Below are 22121 nucleotides of genomic sequence, written 5' to 3' on the forward strand. Positions count from 1 at the left end.
TTCTTTGTGTTTGGCTGATTACATAGGCAGAGCTTACCTGCTTATATCCAGATAGGAGGTCAAACTAATGGATAAAACAATTAAGCGTGATGACATCTACTACGCAGACTTAAACCCTGTTGTCGGCTCGGAGCAAGGCGGGACACGCCCTGTACTTATCATTTCCAATGATACAGGCAACAAGTACAGCCCTACGGTCATTATCGCCGCTATCACAAGCCGAGTACACAAAAAGAAGAAATTACCTACACACTTATATTTGGGGCAAATTGAGGGGCTTCCTGCGAACTCAATCATTCTCTTTGAGCAGTTACGCACGATTGATAAAAGCCGCTTGAAAGAACATCTCACACACCTTGATGAGCAGTATTTGAAATCGCTTGAATTTCCTCTCCTCATCAGTATCGGAGTTGAAAAAAGGAGGAGCTTATGAACTTTGGAGATATATATGCGTTAGTCTTAAAAGAATACCCAGATATTTTAACCGTTGATGAAATGAGTAAGGCTCTTGGTGTCAGCACAAAAACAGGTTATCAATTACTTCGTGAAAACAAAATAGAACACCTGAAGGTGGGCAGAGCGTACAAAGTACCGAAAGCTCATCTTCTTTCTTATTTGCGGTTAGGTCTGCGAAATGCGGAAAATTAAAGAATTTGCACATTCGACTTCTTTGGCTTAAGTTGTTACAATGTATATGGTCAACAGCAGAAGTCGGTGCTACGCAAAGGAGGTTATATTTATGGTAGCAGGACATCTGCAAGAGAAAAAAGGCTATTTTTATATGGTTTTGAGCTATCCCGATGCTGCGGGAAAAAGAAAAACGAAGTGGTTGCCGACAGGATTGCCTGTCAAGGGCAATAAAAAGAAAGCGGAAAAGATGCTGATGGAAACAAGGCAGACCTTTGTGCCTGAGTGCAAACCCATACAGGAGGATATGCTGTTTTCGGATTTTCTGCTTCAATGGTTGGAAATCGCAAAGCCGACTATCGCACTTACCACATACGCATCATACTCAGGTATGGCAAAGAGCGTTATCATTCCGTATTTCAAGGAAAGAGAAATAACACTTTCCGAAATGAAGGCAACAGACATTCAGGCTTTCTATATGAAGCAGTTGAAGCGAGTAAAAGCCAACACGGTTATCCACTACCATTCCGTTATCCATAGAGCTTTGAAATATGCCGTAAAGATTGACCTTATTTCTGTCAATCCTGCGGATAAAGTGGAACGCCCTAAAGCTGATAAGTTTATCGGCAGCTTCTATGACAGCAACGAGGTACAGGCATTATTTGAAGCCGCCAAAGGAACGCTGATTGAAATACCGATTTTTCTTGGTGCGTTCTATGGATTGAGGCGAAGTGAAGCTCTGGGTTTAAAATGGGACGCTATTGATTTTCAAAACAACACGATTACCATTAGACATACCGTTACTTCCTGCAACCTTGACGGCAAGCATATCCAGATAGCACAGGATACGACCAAAACCAAATCGAGTATGAGAACGCTGCCCCTTGTTCCTGCGTTCAAAGAGAAGCTGCTAAAGCTCAAGGAACAGCAGGAAGAATACAGGCGGGTATGCGGACGATGCTACAACAAAAAGTATTTGGAGTATATCTGCGTAGATGAGATGGGGACATTGATTTCTCCGCACTATCTCACAGCATCATTTCCAAAGCTGCTTGAAAAGAACAATTTGCGCCACATTCGCTTCCACGACCTGCGTCATAGTTGTGCTTCGCTGCTTCTTGCGAATGGTGTTCCTATGAAGCAGATACAGGAATGGCTCGGACACAGCGATTTTTCAACTACGGCAAATGTATATGCCCATTTGGATTACAATTCCAAGCTGTCATCGGCTGACGCAATGGTAAACGGTCTGAGTGGTGCATTAGAGGTTATTTCATAGCTTCTGCGGCGTATCGCTTTACTAAGGATACGCCAACTACATATCCAGAGTTCAAATCTCAGAAAATTTAGGAGAGAACTACCGATTTTCAGGAGAGAACTCACGGAAAAATCCCAAAGGTGCAGAAAAAAGAAAAAGCCTGCAAACGGCAAAAACCGCTTGCAGACTGAGTTTTCTGGCGGAGTGGGTGGGATTCGAACCCACGGTACCCGAAGGTACAACTGATTTCGAGTCAGTCCCGTTATGACCACTTCGATACCACTCCGTGTATTTATCTTCACATCAGCCCTCAAAAACACCTCGGAAAAAGGAGAGAACTGATGGAGAGAACTAAGGGATATTCACTTTTCAATGATAGCTGAAAAACCCCGTAAAATCAAGGTTTTTCAGAGGTGAGCTTCCAAAAAGGTCATTCGTTTTCGAGAGTCGCACCTTCGACCACTCGGACATCTCTCCGTGTATTTATCTTCACATCAGCCCTCAAAAACATCTCGGAAAAAGGAGAGAACTGATGGAGAGAACTAAGGGATATTTACTTTTCAATGATAGCCGAAAAACCCCGTAAAATCAAGGTTTTTCAGAGGTGAGCTTCCAAAAAGGGCATTCGTTTTCGAGTGTTTTACTCCCAACACGCTTTAGTGGATTTTGAGGAAAAATGCCCCATTTTAAGGGTAAATGCTCTTGTCCGCAGAAAGTGGTTACCATCTCCATTTTGACTACTTCTGACAGTTCGAAATGCGAGAGAACTATCGGAGAGAACTAACCGCATTTCTATCAAACATAATAGCCGAAAAATCCCGTAAAATCAATAGTTTTGAGGGATGCGGCAACCAATAAGGTCATTCGATTTCGAATCCGTACCCTTCAGCCGCTTGGGTACATCTCCTTAATTTTAGACTTAATTATAATATACTTTTTTTTATTGTTTGTCAAGAAATAATTAACAACCTTATATTCCTTTCATATTATATAATGTTAAACCGGAAAACAAGGGGTGTTAAATTTGGCTTTTGATACACGAGAACTTTTTGCACGCTTGATTCAGTGTGAAGCAGGCGGAGAAGGAAACGATGGTATGCGTGCTGTCGCTTCCGTAATTGTAAATCGTGCGAATGCTGAAACAGGAGAATTCTCAAGAGTAAGCAACGGCGGAGACGTTCGGGCAATTATCGAACAGCAGGGGCAGTTTACCTGTATGAAAACCGATGTCGGAGGAATGTACAACCCACAGAATGTTTACAACATGGATCCTGACGAAGAGCACTATGAAATTGTGGATTCTGTATTGGCCGGAAATACTTTTCCAGCTGTTGGAAACTCACTGTTTTTCTTTAATCCATACAGTCCGGATTGTCCGCCTTACTTTCCGACAAAAGTCGGGGTTATTTACAACAGGGTAGGAGCACATTGCTTTTATGCTCCAACTCAGCTATACGACAAAACATAAGGGAGCGATTTTTTATGAACAACAGTATTGACCTGGGAAAGATTTATGGTGTAGGAAGTTGTCCGGAAGACGGCTGCGTGTATACAGGAGTAGTAAATCCGAATATTCCTTCATTGGAACAAATTGCGGCGTATAATATTGCACTGAGCAAAGGTGTTGAAATTCTTCCTGAATATCAGGATAAACCTAACAATACTAAAGACAGAGAAAATCAGATTCAGAACAGTCAGACCCCGAGTACCTTACCTTATTTCCCTCCACAGGATTTTGTTCCGACTCCTTCTACAACAATAGGATATGGTCCGGATACCGGCATGAAGGACATGAGTAATCAAAATCAAAGAGAACTTACACAGGAAGAAAGATTAAACGAGATGAACAACGGAATCAACAGCTACAGCGATGCGTTTCCTGTCACCTCAGAAAGCATTCAGTTTTTAAACGGTTTTATCCGAACACAAATAGGACGCCGTGTTCATGTTGACTTTCTTGTGGGAAGCAATACAATGACATCAAAAGAGGGCTTCCTTTTGGGGGTTGGCGCAAACTATATCCTTATAAATGAAATTGATACCAACGATATTACAGCCTGTGATTTCTATAACATTAAATTTATAAGAATATTCTATTGAGTTTATAAAGTTTCGAGAAGTTCAACTATAATTGAATTTGAAAGCAAAAAGCCCTTAGGCGTAAGAGAAATGACGGAACTATCCTGAAGATTGCAGTATCCGGCATTTTGAAACGCCTTTGCTTTTGTTAAAAACCTCTGAGAAACAGATATACCAAAATGTTCTTTTAATTCATCAAAATTCAAGCCTGATTTTAGTCTGAGCTTAAGCATTATATATGTTTCAATATCAGAGCAGTCATCATCTCTATTCCAAATATTGTTTTTAAATTTCTCTGTGCTTCTGTCGTAATTAAATCTTTTACCGTCAATAAACGAATGTGCGGCAGGCCCTATTCCAAGATAATTTTCCATGTTCCAGTATTTAAGATTGTGGCGGCTTTCAAATCCGGGCTTAGAAAAATTAGAGATTTCGTACTGCATAAATCCGTTTTCTTCTAATAGTCGGCAAGCTTCCAGATAGAGATTTGCCTGACAATCTTCATCAGGAAAATTATATTTATCTTTTCTTTTCCAAAATAGTGTATTTTCTTCAATTTTTAAAATATATGAAGATATATGAGTGATATCAAGACCGGTACAAAAATCAATTGTTTCCTTTAAAGACAATTCGCTTTGATTAGGTATTCCCAGCATAATATCAAGTGATATATTGGATATGCCGCTGTTTTTGGCATTGGCTACCGCATTCATAACATCTTTATTTGTATGATTTCTGCCAAGCAAAGATAATTCTTCCGAAACAGCGGTTTGCATTCCTAAAGACAGTCTGTTGACGCCTTCATTTTTTAATATATTAAAGTCAAATCCCTGTGATACACACTCTGGATTTGCCTCCACTGTGATTTCACAAACTTCACTGACTGGAAAAGACTCTTTTATTGTCTTTATAATGTCTGTAATTCTCTCAGCGCCAATGATACTTGGAGTACCGCCGCCGAAATAAATTGTGTCTACGGTTCTGTCGCCGTATTTTTCAGAAAAAAACTTTATTCGTTTTTTTACTATCTCTGTATAATCAGAAAATCTGGACTCATTTCCACGCATGCTGAAAAAGTCACAGTATGCACATTTCGAGGAACAAAAAGGGATGTGTATATATAATCCTAAAAAATTTGAATTAACCATAAAAGCCTCCTTAAAAAGGGGAGAGGGGCAGAAACTCTCAAAGCTTCTGCCCCAATTTGGAAGGTATATGAAAAAATATGAAAAAAAGCTAAATTCAAAAAGCAGGAATAAAAATCATATCCTTACTTTGAAACAATCATACACTAAAATAGATAAAATGTCAATACTTTTCCGGTTTAATTTGCTTAATATGCTAATTTTCTATAATTTTACTGTTATTATTGACTGTATCACAAGAAAATAGTAAAATAATAAAGATAGAAATTTTTAGGCAAGCGGAGGAAATAAAGTGTCAGATTTAAAAAATCAGATTGACAAGCGCAGAACTTTTGCGATTATTTCGCACCCTGACGCAGGTAAAACAACACTTACAGAAAAGCTGCTTCTTTACGGCGGTGCTATAAATGTGGCAGGTTCTGTAAAAGGAAAAAAGACGGCAAAGCACGCAGTTTCTGACTGGATGGAAATTGAAAAGCAGAGAGGTATTTCCGTTACTTCATCTGTACTTCAGTTTAATTATAATGGATATTGCATAAACATTTTGGATACACCGGGACACCAGGACTTTTCCGAGGACACATACAGAACACTTATGGCGGCTGACTCAGCGGTCATGGTAATTGATGCGTCTAAAGGTGTTGAAAACCAGACAAAAAAGCTTTTTAAGGTTTGTGTTATGCGACACATCCCTATTATTACTTTCATAAATAAGATGGATAGAGACGCCAAAAGCCCTTATGACCTTTTGGAAGATATAGAAAACGTACTTGGCATAAACACTTGTCCTATGAACTGGCCTATTGCTTCCGGTAAGGATTTCAAGGGAGTGTACGACAGAAGCAAAAAAGAAATCCTTTGCTTTACAGCAAATAACGGACAGCATGAGGTTGAGAAAAAGACTGTTTCTCCTGACGATCCAAACCTTGAAGAGTATGTAGGTTCTCTTCATAAGCAGGAGCTTCTTGATGATATTGAGCTTTTGGACGGCGCAGGCGACGAATTCGACTTGGAAGCAGTAAGAACCGGTAAGCTTACTCCGGTATTTTTCGGCTCTGCTCTTACCAACTTTGGTGTTGAACCTTTTTTGGAGGAGTTCTTAAAACTTACAACACCTCCTCTTCCACGTGAAACCGTTGACGGAATAGTAAAACCTTACGATGAAGATTTTTCAGCTTTTGTATTTAAAATACAGGCAAATATGAATAAGGCTCACAGAGATAGAATCGCTTTCATGAGAATTTGCTCAGGCAAGTTCAAAAAAGATATGGAAGTATATCATGTACAGGGCGAAAAGAAAATCAGACTTTCACAGCCTCAGCAGATTATGGCTCAGGAAAGAGAAATCATAGACGAAGCATATGCAGGAGATATTATCGGTGTGTTTGACCCAGGCATTTTTTCCATAGGTGACACAATATGTATGGCGTCAAATAAAGTTAAGTTTAAAGGTATTCCAACCTTTGCTCCTGAGCATTTCTCTCTTGTACGTCAAAAGGACACAATGAAGAGAAAGCAATTTGTAAAAGGAACCACACAGATTGCCCAGGAAGGTGCTATTCAGGTTTTCCGTGAGCTTGACGCAGGTATGGAAGAAGTTATTGTCGGCGTTGTTGGTGTGCTCCAGTTTGATGTATTTAAGTACAGACTGGAAAATGAGTACAATGTTGACGTTGTTATGGAAGGACTTCCATATCAGTTTATACGCTGGATAGGAAACAAAGATGTAGACCCTAAAAAGCTTGATTTAGCCTCTGATACAAAGAGAATATGTGATATGAGAGGAAATAACCTTTTGCTTTTCACAAGCTATTGGAGTATTGACTGGGCTTTAGAGCATAATAAGGGACTTATATTGGAAGAGTTCGGCAACGTTTAATTTAAATAACACTAATCCCATATGACAGTATAGATTTGCTGTCATATGGGATTTTTTATTTTTCAAATCGCAAAAAATTCGCAAGGTTTTGTTCATGTTAATAATTCCAAAAAAGTTTTATAATACAGACACAATAAAAAACAAGGAGATGAGAACAATGAATTTTACTTGTATATTCTTTGGACTGGCTTTTGTTTTGGCAGGTATTTGGTTTTCCTTTGGAAAAGGATATCTCCATATTTCAGCGTGGAAAAATATGCCGTCGGAAGAAAAAGAAAAAATTGATATCCGTGCTTTAAGCAGAAATGTAGGAGCTATGATTTCACTGTCAGCGAAGCCACAGACTCAGTAACAGATTACACAAACATATCTTTTATGGGCAGTAATGTAATCTCAGGAAGTGCAGCTGCTGTGGTTATCTCTGTAGGAGATTCAACATTGTTCGGTTCAATGGCATCCGCTGTTGCAGGAGAAGCAGTTGAAACAAGCTTTACAAAAGGCGTCAACGCCGTATCATGGGTTTTGATACGTTTTATGCTGGTTATGGTTCCCCTTGTATTTTTTGTTAACGGAATAACTAAAGGCGATTGGCTCGACGCATTTCTGTTCGGTATATCCATTGCTGTGGGACTTACACCGGAAATGCTCCCTATGATAGTTACAACCTGCCTTGCAAAAGGCGCTGTTTCCATGAGCAAAAAGCATACAATAGTAAAGAATCTTAACTCAATTCAAAACTTCGGAGCTATTGATATTCTCTGCACGGTAACGGGTCAGTGACTTTAATTCTTCGTTGTGGTAAGATGTATCTGAGTAGGACTTTAAGTTCATGTCAGACATCATCATAGTGGCAATAGTACGGGAAACAACCTTATCCGTTTTCGTCTTTCTAAGGCTAAGACTTTTTCTGTAAAGATTTGTGTGGAGCGGATTGATAACAAAGGTGTGGCAGCCTTTATCAAGAAGAAATCCCAGAAGATTGTAACTGTAGTGTCCGGTGGCTTCCAGTCCTACTTTTACTTTGTCTAGATCATCTGATACGGATAGGATTCTTTGAAATAAGGCTTCAAAACCGTCACGATTGTTAGGGATAGTGAAAGGTTTAAATAGTACCTGACCATCTGAGTTTGTAATAAAGCAGTCATGCTTATCCTTAGCGACATCAATACCAATGAAAATCATAAGAAATCTCCTTTGAGTAAATTTGATACTGTTTAGAGCCACAGGTACTCTTTGCGGTTGTAACCTCGTTCTAAAATAAACCGTCATGCGGTATCTAACTGATTAACAAATATACAAAGAGACTGTGGTTGTAGCCTTTCAAAAACCATCGAGTGGTAGGAGGAATGATACAATCCACAGTATCTCCAAACAGTATAGCATACAGACCTTGGAGAGGGTCTATAAACACTACTACTTTATAATACGAGGAGGAATGAAACATGAACTTGATGAATCTTTGGCTTAATTTTTTTGGAAGAACAGAGTTTTTAGGAATAAATATAGGCTTTTGGGCAGCTATGTCAGCGGTTTTACTTATAGTAATAGCTATGAATGTTATATTCTGGAGTATGAAGCCCGTAAATAATAAAAAACATAAATAAAAGTGCCAAATCATATTTTTATAATAATATTCTATATCAACAGCAAAACCACGGAGGCAATAAATTTATACCCTCTGTGGTTTTGTTGTTTTTTAAAGTAAAATTATGTTTTATTATATAAAATCTCATAGTAAGGAGGGAACGTAAAATGGATTTAAAAAACAACGGATTTTACAAACCTTTATATAAAATAAAATATATTCTTACATTTATAGTACTTTCTTCTTTTATGACACTCTTGTTTACCGGGTGTACAAGCGAAACTGAAAATAATATATTGATGAGTCAAATTGTTCCTGCAAGCGCAACTATTGATACATTGCTTTCCATTACAGAAAGCGAATCATTATTTTCTGCTGAAGACAAAGAAATAGGATACGATGATACAGAAACTTCTGCAATCAATCTAAATGGTGACAAGGTTTTTTCTGACTCGGAAAATGTAGAAGTGGATGGAGCAGTCGCTACAATAAAATCTGCCGGAACATATATAGTTACCGGAAATCTGGAAAACGGCAGAATAATTGTAGACGCGGGCAGTGACGAAGATATCAGACTTGTTTTAGACGGCGTAAATATACTTAACAACACAACATCAGCTATACAAATTGAAAATGCAAATAAGGTATATATAACCTTAGCCGAAAATACAGAAAACAAACTTTCCAATAATTTTTATTTTTCAGATAATGACGGAGCAAACGGAGTTATCTATTCAAAGTCAGATATAACAATAAACGGCCGTGGAACTTTAAATGTTTACGCTTCGGAAGGCAACGGTATTGTTTCAGAAAAAAATGCTGTTATTACAGGCGGAACAATTTATATATCTTCTGATAAATATGGAATAGCTGCTTCAGACAGTGTGAGAATTTCTTCATCTATGATGTCTATAGAATCAGATGATAAAGGAATTTACTCCTACAACGAAGAAAATGATTCATTAGGATTTATATATATATCCGATGGCATGTTTGCAATAAGCTCATCGGGGAATGCAATCGATGCAAGATCCATTCTTTTGATTGACGGAGGAGCTTTTAATATATCGGCTGTCAGCTCAGCAAGCTCAACAGAGAATGAGAAAAACGGATGCGGTTTAATCGCAGGGGAAGAGGTTTCAGTAAGTTCAGGAGAATTTACTTTTAATACCTCTGACGATGCTGTTTATTCAAAATCAAACGTATCAATAACCGGAGGAAGCTTTACTATAACATCAGACTCCAACGGCATTTACGGAGAGAATACCGTTGTAATAGGTGAAGCTAATATAGCAATTGAGAAAAGTTATATCGGAGTTCAAGGCCACACAGTATTCGTACAGGATGCGTCTCTTAATATAACCTCAGATGATGACGGCATTAACGCCGCAGGCGGAAACGACGGCAGCGGTTTAAGAGAAACATCTTCAAATTCTAACGCTACTTCAGGTATAGGAATTTTTAGCGGATTTATTTCCATAAACGCTTCAGGTGACGGAATTGACGCAAAAGGAGAAGTATCGGTTTCCGACGGAACTATAATGATTTCAACTGCCGATAACGAAGAAGATATGGTTATTGATTACAGCGATGATCTTTATATCACAGGTGGAACAATATTAGGAACCGGAAATCTTTCCGGAGAAAAGAATTTCTCAGAAACGGAACAGCAAATTATTACTTTGAATCTTGATTCCCAGCCTCAAAACACCTTCATTGAAATTTTGGATCAATCGGGAAATCTGATTTTTTCAGATATAGCAGAACAACCGTTCAGCAACATTATTGTGAGCAGTTCATTGCTTCAGAAAGGTTATACATACACATTAAAAATAGGTAGTTACGCAACAACAATCACTATATAAAAAAACAGCGGATAAATTCTTATGTTGATGAATTTATCCGCTGTTTTTTATATTCCGTAAATAACTATACCCAGTACTGCTGAAACAATTATCAAAGCTATAGGGGACATAGACTTCTTTTTTATTTTTTGCCAAACAACAGAAACCGCTATTAAAATGACCGTAATAATAAGAGCATATAAATCAAATTCAGATATGCTGTCAGACGGAAACAGATTTCCGTAAAGCATTGTAATACCTGAGGCGAATATAATACCGATTATACACGGCTTAATACCGTCCAGAATAGCCTGTATAAAAGGCTTGTTGAAAATTTTGTCTGAAAATTTCACAAACAAAAGTATTATCAAAAAGGAAGGTATTACAACACTAATTGTAGCCAAAACAGCACCAAAAATTCCTCCCTGATTGCTGCCTATATAGGTAGCGAGATTTACCATTATAGAACCCGGGGTTGATTCAGCAACGGCAATGAAGTACTTTATCATATCTTCCGAAAGCCATCCGTGAGAAAGAACTGTGTCCTGAATAAGAGGTATTGCTCCGTAAGCGCCGCCAAAAGAAAAAAGTCCAACCTGCAAAAACGCCAGCAGAAGTTCAATAAAAATCATTTTTTATCTTCCTTTCTGAAACGTGATATTGCAAATGTAATATATCCCACAAGACCGGCAATAAGGATAAGATATATGGAAGAAAAATTTATTGAAAATACACTTATTGCAATCATAGCCACAAATGTTACCGCCATAATTATAAGAGGAAGCTTGTTTCTCGGTATTATCTTTAACATTCTCAAAGCGGCTGTAAAGACAAGCAGACTCACTGCAATTTTTATTCCTTTAAATGCGCTTGCGACTATCTTATTTTCCAAAATATTATCAAAGAAAAGAGAGATAATATAAATGATTATAAAGGAGGGGAGAACCACACCGATTGTAGATATTACAGACCCAAGGATTCCCGCCTGACGATAGCCTACATAAGTTGCACAGTTTATGGCAATTGGGCCTGGGGTAGATTCCGCTATTATTGTAACATTCATCAGCTCGTCAGAAGTTATCCATTTTTTCTTTACGACACACTCATCATCAATAAGCGATATCATAGAATAACCTCCGCCAAAGGTAAACAAACCTATTTTAAAGAACGTACAGAGCAAATCCCAGCATGTTCTGGCTTTTGTTTTTTTCATAAACAAGTCTCCTCACTTTAATATTTTTTCCATATCTACATGAGGGCAATACTCCTCATAAAATTCTTCACCAAACTGAGAATATCCTTGTTTTTCGTAAAATCCTTTCGCTCGGCACTGGGCAGATAATACTATCCTTTCACCGCCAATCTCTCGGCATTTTTCTTCAAGGAGCGAAATTACCTTAGCTCCTAAGTTTTTCCCTCTGTATGACTTTAAAACCGCAACACGGCCTATTTTATATGTAGAATCATCTTTATCACTTTTGAAAAGTCTTCCGGTAGCGCAGGGGACACCGTCACAAAAAATTACAATGTGGATAGCCTTGCTGTCTATATGGTCAAACTCTTCTTTGAATCCCTGTTCTTCAATAAAAACCTTTGTCCTTATTTCAGCGCAGTCAGAAGTTAGGCCGTTATAAAATTCCCATTTTTCCATTTAAACCTCCAACGGTATAATTTAGTTTTCATCATTATTATTATCATCACCGTCTTTGTCTTTTTCCGTGCTCATCATGTGAGAAAGGGGATTTGCATTGGCGGCGTTTTTAATTTGGTCAGGACTGAGGTGAGTGTAAATCTCAGTGGTGTTTAAATTCTCATGTCCCAGTATTTCCTGCAAAACTCTTATATCCACATTGCCGTGCTGATACATCAAAGTGGCTGCAGTGTGGCGCAGCTTGTGACAGGAATAACCCTGAGCGTCAAGTCCGATTTTAGTCAGATATTTATTTACAATAAACTGAACTGTTTTGGGACTTATTCTTTGAAGTCGTGCGCTTAAAAACAAAGCGTTTTTATCTTTGACTCCGTCAGCCGGGCGGACTTTTTTATAGTCATTTATAGCTTTTATACAGGCGTCGTTCAAATATACCACACGCTGTTTATTTCCTTTTCCTGTAATTCTTATAGTGTTGTTGGAGCGTATATCGTTGAAATTTATACCCACCAATTCCGAAAGACGCAGCCCGCAGTTTAAGAACAAAGTGAGGATACAATAATCACGTTCTTTATTTTCTCCGTCAACAGCGTTGAGCAAAGCTATACTCTGTTCAAGAGTCAAATACTTGGGAAGCTTTTTACCGGACTTTGGTATATCAAGCTCAGCCAACGGGTTAGAGGGGAGAAGGTGCTTTTTTATTGTATAGTAATTAAAAAAGGATTTTAAGCTGGAACATTTTCTGGCTCTGGTAACAGCGCTGTTGCTGCGTTCTCTGAGGAGATAATTCATAAACTCATAAGCGTCAGTAAGGGTAACGCTCTTTATCAATTCTTCATCAACATCATCTACAGGAATTTCTGTAAACTCCATATCCTTAGGAACGAGATTTCTTTTTCTCTTAATAAATCGAAAAAAAGTTCTAAGGTCTGAAAAATATTCATCAACGGTTTTAGGGGATTTTCCACGAACCGTCTGAAGGTAAAAAAGATAATCTTTTATCTGAGGAGAAGCCTCAGTCATGAAATCTATTGCCATTTTGAAAACCTCCGATATTCACTTAGAATATTTTACCGCATTGCAAAAATAAATTCAAGTGAGAGAAACAAAGGATAACAGTAATAACAGTATTTGAAAAACAGAGAAGTCTTTAAAAGAAATCTCTTAAAAGCAAGGGAAAAAACCTCTGAAAATCATTATACAAAATTGATATTTTGTATAATTAAGGGGATTTTAACAGGGTTTTAAGAGGTTAATCGAACGCCTTGACTGAAGTTGACTGTTTCAGCCTCTAATTATATAATTTTCTTATGTCTGTTTGCACCTAATTTTAAAGTTTTGATTGCAACTTAAAAAACTTTGTGTTATAATACAATATGTAAAGAGTTTTGTATATCTTTAATCAGCGATGGTGACGTTTATGCCTTCATACTATTATAAAAAACTGCGTGAGCTTCGTGAACAAAACGATCTCACACAAAGTGAAATTGCCCAGATACTTCAAACACGTCAAGAGCAATACAGTAAGTACGAACTGGGCCGCAGAGAAATCCCTGTTCATCATTTGATAACCTTGGCAAGGTTCTACAGAGTTTCTGTAGATTACATCCTTGGCCTTGAAAAAAATAAAACCAGGAAAAACAATCCATCGGATAAGTAATTTCCTGGTCTACATTTAAAGCTTGCCGATACCCTTACAATATTGTAAAATCTCTACTTGTTTATCGGCATATTAAAATTGCTTACATCTTCTTCAAATTTCATTTTATATGGAAAGCACACGGTTTGTTCGCACTGCGAGCACCGTGTGCTTTTCACTTATGAACAAAATTAAAAGCGCAGATTATTGATACCATAAATTGGTAAAGCAACAATACCCTGCGCTTTTTGTGATTATTAAATGTTATGAATTATACAAAATAATTATACAAAAGATTTTTATTTTCTAATCATCGTATTTTCTTTTTTTAGTAATTTCTCTGATTTATTTTTTCGTGTCTATTATGACAGCTCCGCCGATATCCGCCGGCATTTCTTCATCAGACAATTCCTCAATAAATACTCCGTGACTTAGACAAAAACTTTTTATCTCTTCGTACTTGGGATGATTTTTTATCTGCCCTGTAAATGCCAAAATATCTTTTGAAAGCTTGAAACAACAGCCTCCGATATATCCCCGGTTTGTGTTCAGAAGCCTTACTCCGCCGTAAGGAATTTCAAGAACATCAACGGCGTTTTCTTCTCTCGCCCTCTTCCCTATATCCTTGCTGTCGGTGATGATTGCGTTTTCCGTTACCACTGCAGTGGAACATTTTGCGTAGCCGTTTTGGGTATCTATCATATTAAATCCGTAATCCTCAGCAAGCCATAAGAACTCGTCGTACACAAAATCAATTCTGCAAAAGATATTGTTTTTGACTATGGCGCAATTTAATGCGGTGTTAAAAGGATACGTCCTTATAAGCTCATCCTTGCACATAATCACGTTATCATAGTGCTCTTCAAGAACCGGCAATAACTGTTCCGATTCCCTCAGTAGAAATACAGTGTCCTTATCTAAAGGCAAAACCTGCATATCTGCGTGAGTGCGTTCATATATAGGAAGCTTATTTATTGAAACCGTATCAGTGACACTGATACCCATGGATTTTAATGTTTCAAAGGCCTTGCAGCTGTTGTCCATTATAATATGTGTGACAGGACTTTGCGGCAAATTAGGTAAAAGTAAATTACTCATAGCTTATTCCGTAAGCGCATTAAAGGCTTCACGCACCGACTTAACGCCGATAACCCTAACGCTTTCATCCTCGTTTTTAATACTCTTTAAATTGTAGTAAGGAACAACAACGGTTTTAAATCCAAGACGTATTGCCTCATTTACCCTTGACTGGGCGTGAGAAACAGAACGTATCTCCCCTGCCAAACCTATTTCACCAAAAGCCACTGCTGTTTCGGAAATCGGTACATCTTTAAGACTGCTTACAAGTGCCATTGCCACAGCTAAGTCCACAGCAGGTTCGTCAAGTCTTAATCCTCCCACCACATTTATATAGGCGTCGGCTCCGGAAAAATAATATCCTGCACGTTTTTCAAGCACCGCTATAAGCAGTGACATTCTGCTGTAGTCAAATCCAGTTGACATTCTTCTTGGATTTCCAAAACCTGAAGCAGTTGCAAGTCCCTGAATTTCCGCAAGAATAGGCCTTGTGCCCTCCATAGCGCAGGCAACGCAGGTTCCCGATACATTCTTTGGCCTTTCGCTTAAAAGCATCTGAGAGGGATTTTCCACCTGTGCTAATCCTTTATCAGTCATCTGAAACACACCGATTTCATTTGTGGAACCAAATCGGTTTTTAACGGCTCTTAAAATTCTGTAAGACAGCTGCTTGTCGCCCTCAAAATATAAAACTGCGTCAACAATATGTTCCAGCACCTTTGGGCCTGCTATAGAACCTTCCTTGTTAACATGACCTACAATCAACACGGGAATTTCAAGGTTTTTTGCAACCCTCATAAGCACAGAGGTACACTCTCTGACCTGGGCAACGCTTCCCGGAGATGAACTCAGTTCCGTAAAATTCATAGTCTGAATTGAATCCACCATAACCAAATCCGGCTTTAATTCTCTTATGTTTTCGGCTGCAAGCTCGATATCGGTTTCAGTCATTATAAAAACGTTGGGATTGCTTACGCCTATGCGGTTGGCTCTCAGTTTAATTTGTCTTGCAGACTCCTCTCCGGAAATATAGAGAATTTTAAGTCCACTGTCAAGGCTTGAACAAATCTGCATAAGTATAGTTGACTTTCCTATTCCCGGGTCTCCTCCCAAAAGAATAAGACTGCCCTTTACAATTCCGCCTCCCAAAACACGGTCAAGTTCTGAATAACCTGTTTTATATCTCTGTTCCTCTGCTGTGGATATTTCATTCACAGACACAGGCAGGCTGCTGACTGTTCTGCGTTTTACAGCTATTGACGACTGGTTTTTCACCTGTTCCTTGATTTCCTCTGTCATTGTGTTCCACTCGCCGCATCCGGGACATTTACCGTACCACTTAGGCGACTCGTATCCACATTCGGAACACACATAAACACTTTTTATTTTTCCCATATATACATCCTTCTGATCATATCAATTATTATAGCAATACTCGGCAAAGCCCATATAAATTGCAAATGCTATTTCTTTCTGATATTCATAGTCCTTTAATTTTTCAAGCTCCTGGGGATTTGATAAAAATCCACATTCTATTATTATAGCAGGTACTTTTGCGTTGCGCAATACGAATATACTGTCGTCAGCCGGCTTGCATTGCCTTTCATTATCAGGCTGAACCAATCCAACAACCGCTTGGCGTATATATTCGGAAAGCTCCTGACTTTCTGTGTTATCACTGTAAAATATCTGTGTGCCGTTATATTTGCTTTCTGAAAAATTGTTCTGGTGAATACTGAGTACAATATTGTTTTCGTCCGAATTATATATCTCCACTCTTTTTTCCAAATCAGAACGCTTTCTTTCTCTCACTGTTTTAAGGGAATTGTCACCTACTGATACATCCTCTTCCCTTATCATCTCAACTTCAAAACCGCCTTGTACAAGCATATCACGAAGTATATTGGCTATTGATAGATTTATATCCTTCTCTATAGTTCCGTCTGATGCCTGAGTACCACCGTCTTCTCCTCCGTGCCCTGCGTCGATTATAACCTTATATTTATAGTCCCCTATGGTTTTATTCTCTGCTGTTTCCATGGACACTTTATTATACGCATTACACATAAGAACACAAAAGGCAGTTATAACTGCGGTTACGGAAAATATGTAAAGTGTTTTCTTGTTGAAATATGGACTTTTGATTTTTTTCATTTAATCACCTCTTACTTAAAAGTATATGAAACAAGACAAATTTTTATATGTTTATTTATCTACTTTTTCCCTAAAAAACTCTCAATTATAAAATAAATATTAAAAAATTTTCATTAGATTGACTTAATCAACGCTTCTGACGTATAATTAGATTGAAACAAAAGGATATATATTTTCCTAATATAATGAATTCTGAGAGGTGGTTATTTGAAAAAAATAATCTTGAGCTTGATGATGATTGTTTCGATGATTTTCTGTCTTTGTGCTTGCGGACAAACCTCCGGCAAGGCTCTGCCACAGGGAGAAAAAGACACGTTGGTTGTATACTTTTCACGAACAGGAAATACAGCCGATGCTGCTCAAATTATCGCAGATTATACCGGAGCTGATATTATCCGTATCACAAGAACAGAACCATACCCTGATAATTTGGAGGCTTGTGTAAAAGAGGTTTCCGAAGAAATGCAAAACGGCGAGCTTCCCGCTATCAACGAAAAGGTCAATAACATGAACAGTTATGACGTGGTATTTTTATGTTATCCAATCTGGCTTAATTCTATCCCCATGCCTATGGTTACATTTATGGAGGAAAACAGCCTGTCAGGAAAATATGTAATACCGGTCGCTACCCACAGCGGAAGTGAGTTCGGAAACAGTATATCAGTTATTCAGAGCCACAGCGGCAATGCAAAAATACTTGACGGTATAGCTCTGCTGAACGGAAACACACAGGGACTTACGGAAAAACTCAGCGAATACGGCTACAATTAAACGTATACAATCGATAATCATTATAAATGAAAGGATTTGAAAAAATGAATCAGGAATACAGAGAAGCGGCACAAATTGTGCTTTCACGTTTGAATAAAGTTATTCTGGGAAAGGAAGAACTTACAAAAGAAGTTTTTGCGGCATTTCTCGCAGGAGGACATGTTTTGCTTGAGGATATCCCCGGAGTTGGAAAAACAACATTGGCTTTGGCTTTCTCAAAGCTTTTAGGCCTTAAATGGAAGCGTGTGCAGTTTACACCTGACGTACTTCCCTCTGACCTTACAGGTTTTTCCATATATCAAAAGGATATACAAAAGTTTGTTTACCAGCCCGGAGCAGTATTCTGCAATCTGCTTCTTGCCGACGAAATAAACAGAACTTCTCCTAAAACCCAGTCTGCACTTCTTGAGGTTATGGAAGAAAAACAAGTTACTGTTGAAAAAATAACAAGAAAAGTACCGTCACCTTTCTTTGTTATTGCAACACAAAACCCATTCGGTACAGCAGGTACACAGATGCTTCCTTTTGCTCAGCTTGACAGATTTATGATAAGCACATCAATGGGTTATCCGGATATGCAAAACGAAATACTTCTTGCAAAAGGTGTTCAAAACGGCGGCAGAACAGACAATCTCACAGCCATGCTCAATGCTGATGCTTTCCTTAAAATGCAGCAGGACGTTGAACAGGTCTATATTCACGACCATATCTACAGTTACATTGTACGCCTTGTAACAGCTACCCGTGAAAATCCTTATATAGAAATAGGCGTAAGCCCGAGAGGTACAATTTCTCTTGTAAAGATAGCAAGGGCAAACGCATGGCTTAACGGAAATGATTTTGTTTCTCCTTCAGATGTTTCAAGCCAGTTTTTACCTGTTGCTCTCCATAGAATACAGCTCAATGTAAAAGCCCGTATAGACGGCGTTGACAAAAGAGATGTATTAAACGATATTCTTAAAAGGATTGAAGCTCCCGCCCTTAGGGGGAAAAACAGATGAGGAAAATAATATTTTTGTTTTCCGCCTGCGCCACACTTTATCTTGCCGGATTTTTCAGAAGCGGCCCTTTGATGATATTGTTTTTTGCAGAGCTTTTTCTGTTCATAGGTATGTTTATAGTTTCCAAGCTTATCGGACGCAGATTATCCTTTGATGTTCTGCTTTCGGACAAAAAGGTAAAAAAGGGCGAATACACTACCGGATGTATCAAAATAAAAAACAAATCCTTGCTTGCCGTCACTAAATTCGAGCTAAGTGTTGTGTGCAAAACAAACGGAGTTTCCGACAATAAAAAACACACATTAAAGGGTTACGTAGGCGCAAGAAGTGTTACTGATATTGAAGTGCAGCTTTCTTCCATATACTCCGGTATACTGTCAGTTGAACTCGGTCAGATAAAAGTATGGGACTATCTTGGCTTTTTTGCATCAAAGAAAAAGCTTTCCGGCGGCGGAACATTTGTTGTTATGCCGTCACAGAATAAGATTGATATAAGAAAAAATCAAATCTTTTTAGGCTTTGACAACCTTGACAGAGAAGCTGTAAACCGACCGGGAAATCAGCCTCCTGAAATATATCAGATAAAAACATACACACCCGGCGACTCCATAAGAAACATTCATTGGAAGCTTACAGCACGAATGGACGAACTTATGAGCAAAGAGTACATGGACGAGGTTGGCACAGAGCTGTTTTTCTTTATTGATTTGAGAAGCTCTGACAGCTCCCCTAAAAAGCTGGATGCGTTCTGGGAGATTATTTCAGCCATATCCCTTGGTTTTCTCTCATCCGATATACCGCATTGTATACAGTGGTTCAGCGTAGAAGAAAAGCAGACGGTTTCACACAATATAAAAAAATATGAGGATTACAGCGAAATGATTGAAAGCCTCATAATAACAGGGGTGATTGATGGTACAAAAACCGTGTCCGAAGAATATATGTCTGAATTTTATCAGCATTGCATGAAAAACGAGTCCGTTTTGATGTTCAATACCGATTTAATTCTGTCTTACAACGAAAACATAATAAAAGAATTTTCGGAGGAAGATTATGAGCAGGAAATCAAAAAATCAACAATCTGTATATAATAATCGACAGGTTCGTCAGGATTATTTATATCAGAAAAACGAACCTGCCGTATCACTCCGAGTTACCGGAGCGGTGTCAACCACAAAGAAGAATAATTACTTTTTAAATTTGTTAATGCTTTTGTTTTTTGACTGCGGTGTATTCGCTACACTTAGAATTATTAAAAACTTTACAGACATTAACTTTAATGAAACTTTTGTTTATATAGGTTTGGCAGTATTCAGCCTTATTATTTGGATAATATCAATGCTGCCTAAAATAAAGCCTTTATATTTGTTTCTTTCTGGAACAGCCATAACGGCAGTGGCATTTTTCTTATTTTACGGAAAAATAATGGCGCAGATAAATATAATAATAGGTTTGATTATATGGTCACCTCCTTTTATAAGCTTAGTGGATATAACCCATATAGTTCTTGTCTGCGCAATGTTTATATCTCTCATCTTTTACATGCTCACATTCTGCGCCGGTAAGGGATGGATTATGGTTTTAGTATCGGTGCCATTTTTAATTATGTCACCTATATATGATATAGACATAGAATTACTCGATCTGTTTTTGCTGGGTCTTTTCTTTGTTGGAAGCTACACTGTAGGAAACGTGCACAATCCATCCAAAAGAAAAAAGCGAAAAGTTCACAGGCTGTCGGCTTCCGAGAGAATGAGTGCAGGCGGAAGCGGTGCTGCAATCCTAATGGCTTTGTTTTTGGTTTTTTCCATTCTTGCCTACACATTTGCAACACCACGCCTTGATAATCTCTATGAAATACCGATGACCGTTGAGTCTATTGTTCAGCAGACTATTTCTTCCGTTGTAAATGTAGAGCCTGACAACGGCAACGTCAACAGGGGAAACAATTATTCCTTTGGACAAAAACACTTGGAAATAGTTACCTCACAGCAGCCAAAAGACGCTGTATATCTCAAGAACTATACAGGCGGTTACTATAATAACGGACGATGGAACACTGTAAATGAAAACAGCTTTTTCTCCAACATGCAGGACGGAAATTATTACAGTATGGTCTGCAACAATCCATACTATATTTTGCAGTTTATACTTGACGAAAGCGATGTTATGGATATAAACGTCCGCAGCTATAAAAGCCTTATGACCGGCACATGTGTACCTGTTCTTTCTCAGGAGACCGGCTCAGAAAACGGTTATACAACATATCAGGGATATAATCTCTCAGACTTTCTTAGTGTTTTAGACACTGTATCAGCCGGCGGATTTGATGACCTGTTAGGCGAGTACGGCGCATATGCAGAAAGCACCTATATGTATGTTCCGGGGGATAAAATACCGAGAATAGTAGAACTGTGCAATACAAGTGGAGTAAGAAAAGGTAACTACACCGCCGCAACAAACTTCATTATAAGCACGTTGAACGAAATGACGACATACACAACTTCACCGGGCAATGCTCCTTCAGGTGTTGATATTGCAGAATATTTTCTCTTTGACAGCGGAAAAGGATTTTGCCAGCAGTATGCAACAACAGCGGCGCTTATGTATAGATTGCTGGGACTTCCATCAAGATACGTTACAGGTTATATGGTAACTCCCAGTGATTTTCATCAAAACAGCGACGGAACATACACCGCAATCGCCACAGATGAAAAAGCTCATGCTTGGGTTGAAGTCTATGTAGACGGCACAGGCTGGATTCCTACAGAGGTGACTTTCTCCCAGGATGAAATCGACCAGGGAGGTTCAACTGCCGGTGATGACAACAATCCTACGGAAGAACCCACCTCAGAGGAAGCTACAACAGAACCCACCGAAAACACAACGGAACCATCAGATTTGACTGAACCAACAACAGAGCCAAATAATACAAATTCATCAGATAATAATAACTCCATGAGCGAAATGCTGATTCAGGCACTAAAAATAGTGGTAACTGCGGTTATAACTGTTGTTGTGATTATAGCTGTTATACTGTTCTTTAAATGGAGAAGAAAAGGTAAGCTTGCTTCATTAAGAAGAATGAAACCTAATATTCTTTTGGTAAAAATGGTAGATATGCTTCATCTTGGCGGTTACTTAAAGGAATACAAAGGCACAGAAGCAGACTTCCCTGAAAAGCTTTCTGAGCTTGTGGAAGAATTAAGCGTTTCAGATATAGCATACTTTGTAAATCTGGCAAACAAAGCGGCCTTTGGCAATAGACCAATAGAAAAAGATGAAAAACGTACAGCATATAATCATTACGTCCGCACTGCGGAATTTGTTTTTGGCAAACTCAATTTCATCAAAAAGATTTATTTTAAATACTTTAAGGTTTATTATTGATAAACTAACTCAACAGAAAAC

22 protein-coding genes, 1 tRNA gene and 2 pseudogenes are annotated in these 22121 nt (G+C 38.4%); 15 read left to right on the top strand and 10 right to left on the bottom strand.

Features of this window, described 5'->3' with window-relative positions:
- The first annotated feature begins 67 nt into the window (after positions 1–67).
- From B5F08_RS00985 to B5F08_RS00995, 3 genes are all read left to right on the top strand, one after another.
- Positions 68–433 (top strand): type II toxin-antitoxin system PemK/MazF family toxin, encoded by a 366-nt coding sequence (locus B5F08_RS00985; RefSeq protein WP_087375963.1) that lies wholly within the window; start codon positions 68–70, stop codon positions 431–433.
- On the top strand, positions 430–648 hold the full coding sequence (locus tag B5F08_RS00990; RefSeq protein WP_087375964.1) for a helix-turn-helix domain-containing protein: 219 nt from the start codon (positions 430–432) through the stop codon (positions 646–648). The genes B5F08_RS00985 and B5F08_RS00990 overlap by 4 nt, the downstream gene beginning before the upstream one ends.
- 91 nt (positions 649–739) lie before the next feature.
- Positions 740–1906 carry a tyrosine-type recombinase/integrase gene (locus B5F08_RS00995; RefSeq protein WP_087375965.1) on the top strand — a complete coding sequence of 389 codons (1167 nt, stop codon included), beginning with the start codon at positions 740–742 and terminating at the stop codon, positions 1904–1906.
- A gap of 176 nt (positions 1907–2082) precedes the next feature.
- On the opposite strand, the gene B5F08_RS01000 is transcribed toward B5F08_RS00995, so the two are convergent.
- A tRNA-Ser gene (locus B5F08_RS01000) sits at positions 2083–2171 on the bottom strand.
- Positions 2172–2900: 729 nt separating this feature from the next.
- Between B5F08_RS01000 and B5F08_RS01005 the strand changes: the two genes are divergently transcribed.
- Both B5F08_RS01005 and B5F08_RS13475 read left to right on the top strand, forming a co-directional pair.
- Positions 2901–3353, top strand: a complete 453-nt coding sequence (locus B5F08_RS01005; RefSeq protein ID WP_330395794.1) for a cell wall hydrolase — start codon at positions 2901–2903, stop codon at positions 3351–3353.
- A 14-nt stretch (positions 3354–3367) separates the two neighbouring features.
- Positions 3368–3985, top strand: coding sequence for a hypothetical protein (locus B5F08_RS13475; protein WP_242968160.1), 618 nt, complete (start codon positions 3368–3370; stop codon positions 3983–3985).
- 2 nt (positions 3986–3987) lie between these two features.
- Here the strand turns inward: B5F08_RS13475 and hemW are convergent, their stop codons facing one another.
- The gene (gene hemW / locus B5F08_RS01015; RefSeq protein ID WP_087375967.1) at positions 3988–5112 is read right to left on the bottom strand and encodes a radical SAM family heme chaperone HemW; all 1125 of its coding nucleotides are present in this window, start codon (positions 5110–5112) and stop codon (positions 3988–3990) included.
- A 289-nt stretch (positions 5113–5401) separates the two neighbouring features.
- Here hemW and B5F08_RS01025 point away from each other — a divergent pair, with 289 nt between their 5' ends.
- From B5F08_RS01025 to B5F08_RS01035, 3 genes and pseudogenes are all read left to right on the top strand, one after another.
- Positions 5402–6988 (top strand): peptide chain release factor 3, encoded by a 1587-nt coding sequence (locus B5F08_RS01025; RefSeq protein ID WP_087375969.1) that lies wholly within the window; start codon positions 5402–5404, stop codon positions 6986–6988.
- A gap of 157 nt (positions 6989–7145) precedes the next feature.
- Positions 7146–7340: a DUF3784 domain-containing protein gene (locus tag B5F08_RS01030; RefSeq protein WP_087376005.1), complete on the top strand. Its 195-nt coding sequence runs from the start codon at positions 7146–7148 to the stop codon at positions 7338–7340.
- Positions 7316–7753 (top strand): annotated as a pseudogene (locus B5F08_RS01035) (P-type ATPase); the annotation flags it as partial. The gene B5F08_RS01030 and the pseudogene B5F08_RS01035, both read left to right, overlap by 25 nt.
- Here B5F08_RS01035 and B5F08_RS01040 read toward each other — a convergent pair.
- A pseudogene (locus B5F08_RS01040) lies at positions 7739–8170 on the bottom strand (IS110 family transposase); the annotation flags it as partial. The pseudogenes B5F08_RS01035 and B5F08_RS01040 sit on opposite strands and share 15 nt — an antisense overlap.
- A gap of 260 nt (positions 8171–8430) precedes the next feature.
- On the opposite strand from B5F08_RS01040, the gene B5F08_RS13350 reads away from it, so the two are divergent.
- Both B5F08_RS13350 and B5F08_RS01050 read left to right on the top strand, forming a co-directional pair.
- A complete protein-coding gene (locus B5F08_RS13350) occupies positions 8431–8592 on the top strand; it encodes a hypothetical protein (RefSeq protein WP_087375970.1) in 162 nt (53 codons plus the stop codon).
- Between the two features lie 148 nt (positions 8593–8740).
- Positions 8741–10438 carry a carbohydrate-binding domain-containing protein gene (locus B5F08_RS01050; RefSeq protein WP_087375971.1) on the top strand — a complete coding sequence of 566 codons (1698 nt, stop codon included), beginning with the start codon at positions 8741–8743 and terminating at the stop codon, positions 10436–10438.
- 47 nt (positions 10439–10485) lie between these two features.
- Here B5F08_RS01050 and B5F08_RS01055 read toward each other — a convergent pair whose 3' ends face one another.
- From B5F08_RS01055 to B5F08_RS01070, 4 genes are read right to left on the bottom strand one after another with little or no spacing between them, the layout of a single operon-like run.
- The gene (locus tag B5F08_RS01055; RefSeq protein ID WP_087375972.1) at positions 10486–11049 is read right to left on the bottom strand and encodes a chromate transporter; all 564 of its coding nucleotides are present in this window, start codon (positions 11047–11049) and stop codon (positions 10486–10488) included.
- Positions 11046–11630 (bottom strand): chromate transporter, encoded by a 585-nt coding sequence (locus B5F08_RS01060; protein ID WP_087375973.1) that lies wholly within the window; start codon positions 11628–11630, stop codon positions 11046–11048. Before B5F08_RS01060 ends, B5F08_RS01055 begins: the two co-directional genes overlap by 4 nt.
- A gap of 12 nt (positions 11631–11642) precedes the next feature.
- Positions 11643–12068 carry a GNAT family N-acetyltransferase gene (locus B5F08_RS01065; RefSeq protein WP_087375974.1) on the bottom strand — a complete coding sequence of 142 codons (426 nt, stop codon included), beginning with the start codon at positions 12066–12068 and terminating at the stop codon, positions 11643–11645.
- A 21-nt stretch (positions 12069–12089) separates the two neighbouring features.
- The gene (locus tag B5F08_RS01070; RefSeq protein WP_087375975.1) at positions 12090–13106 is read right to left on the bottom strand and encodes a tyrosine recombinase XerC; all 1017 of its coding nucleotides are present in this window, start codon (positions 13104–13106) and stop codon (positions 12090–12092) included.
- A gap of 382 nt (positions 13107–13488) precedes the next feature.
- On the opposite strand from B5F08_RS01070, the gene B5F08_RS01075 reads away from it, so the two are divergent.
- Positions 13489–13728 (top strand): helix-turn-helix domain-containing protein, encoded by a 240-nt coding sequence (locus B5F08_RS01075; RefSeq protein WP_087375976.1) that lies wholly within the window; start codon positions 13489–13491, stop codon positions 13726–13728.
- 324 nt (positions 13729–14052) lie between these two features.
- Here the strand turns inward: B5F08_RS01075 and B5F08_RS01080 are convergent, their stop codons facing one another.
- From B5F08_RS01080 to B5F08_RS01090, 3 genes are read right to left on the bottom strand one after another with little or no spacing between them, the layout of a single operon-like run.
- Positions 14053–14805: a DUF6873 family GME fold protein gene (locus tag B5F08_RS01080; protein ID WP_087375977.1), complete on the bottom strand. Its 753-nt coding sequence runs from the start codon at positions 14803–14805 to the stop codon at positions 14053–14055.
- Positions 14806–14808: 3 nt separating this feature from the next.
- A complete protein-coding gene (gene radA / locus B5F08_RS01085; RefSeq protein ID WP_087375978.1) occupies positions 14809–16179 on the bottom strand; it encodes a DNA repair protein RadA in 1371 nt (456 codons plus the stop codon).
- Positions 16180–16200: 21 nt separating this feature from the next.
- Positions 16201–16938: an N-acetylmuramoyl-L-alanine amidase gene (locus B5F08_RS01090; protein WP_087375979.1), complete on the bottom strand. Its 738-nt coding sequence runs from the start codon at positions 16936–16938 to the stop codon at positions 16201–16203.
- Positions 16939–17145: 207 nt separating this feature from the next.
- On the opposite strand from B5F08_RS01090, the gene B5F08_RS01095 reads away from it, so the two are divergent.
- From B5F08_RS01095 to B5F08_RS01110, 4 genes are read left to right on the top strand one after another with little or no spacing between them, the layout of a single operon-like run.
- Positions 17146–17709, top strand: coding sequence for a flavodoxin (locus B5F08_RS01095; RefSeq protein ID WP_087375980.1), 564 nt, complete (start codon positions 17146–17148; stop codon positions 17707–17709).
- 44 nt (positions 17710–17753) lie between these two features.
- Positions 17754–18710: an AAA family ATPase gene (locus B5F08_RS01100; RefSeq protein WP_087375981.1), complete on the top strand. Its 957-nt coding sequence runs from the start codon at positions 17754–17756 to the stop codon at positions 18708–18710.
- Entirely contained in the window at positions 18707–19801 is a 1095-nt protein-coding gene (locus tag B5F08_RS01105; RefSeq protein WP_143256339.1) for a DUF58 domain-containing protein, read from the top strand. Before B5F08_RS01100 ends, B5F08_RS01105 begins: the two co-directional genes overlap by 4 nt.
- On the top strand, positions 19764–22100 hold the full coding sequence (locus B5F08_RS01110; RefSeq protein ID WP_087375982.1) for a transglutaminase-like domain-containing protein: 2337 nt from the start codon (positions 19764–19766) through the stop codon (positions 22098–22100). The genes B5F08_RS01105 and B5F08_RS01110 overlap by 38 nt, the downstream gene beginning before the upstream one ends.
- The last annotated feature ends 21 nt before the right edge of the window (positions 22101–22121 follow it).

The sequence above is a fragment of the Anaeromassilibacillus sp. An172 genome (assembly GCF_002160515.1).
GTDB classification, from domain to species: domain Bacteria; phylum Bacillota; class Clostridia; order Oscillospirales; family Acutalibacteraceae; genus Limousia; species Limousia pullorum.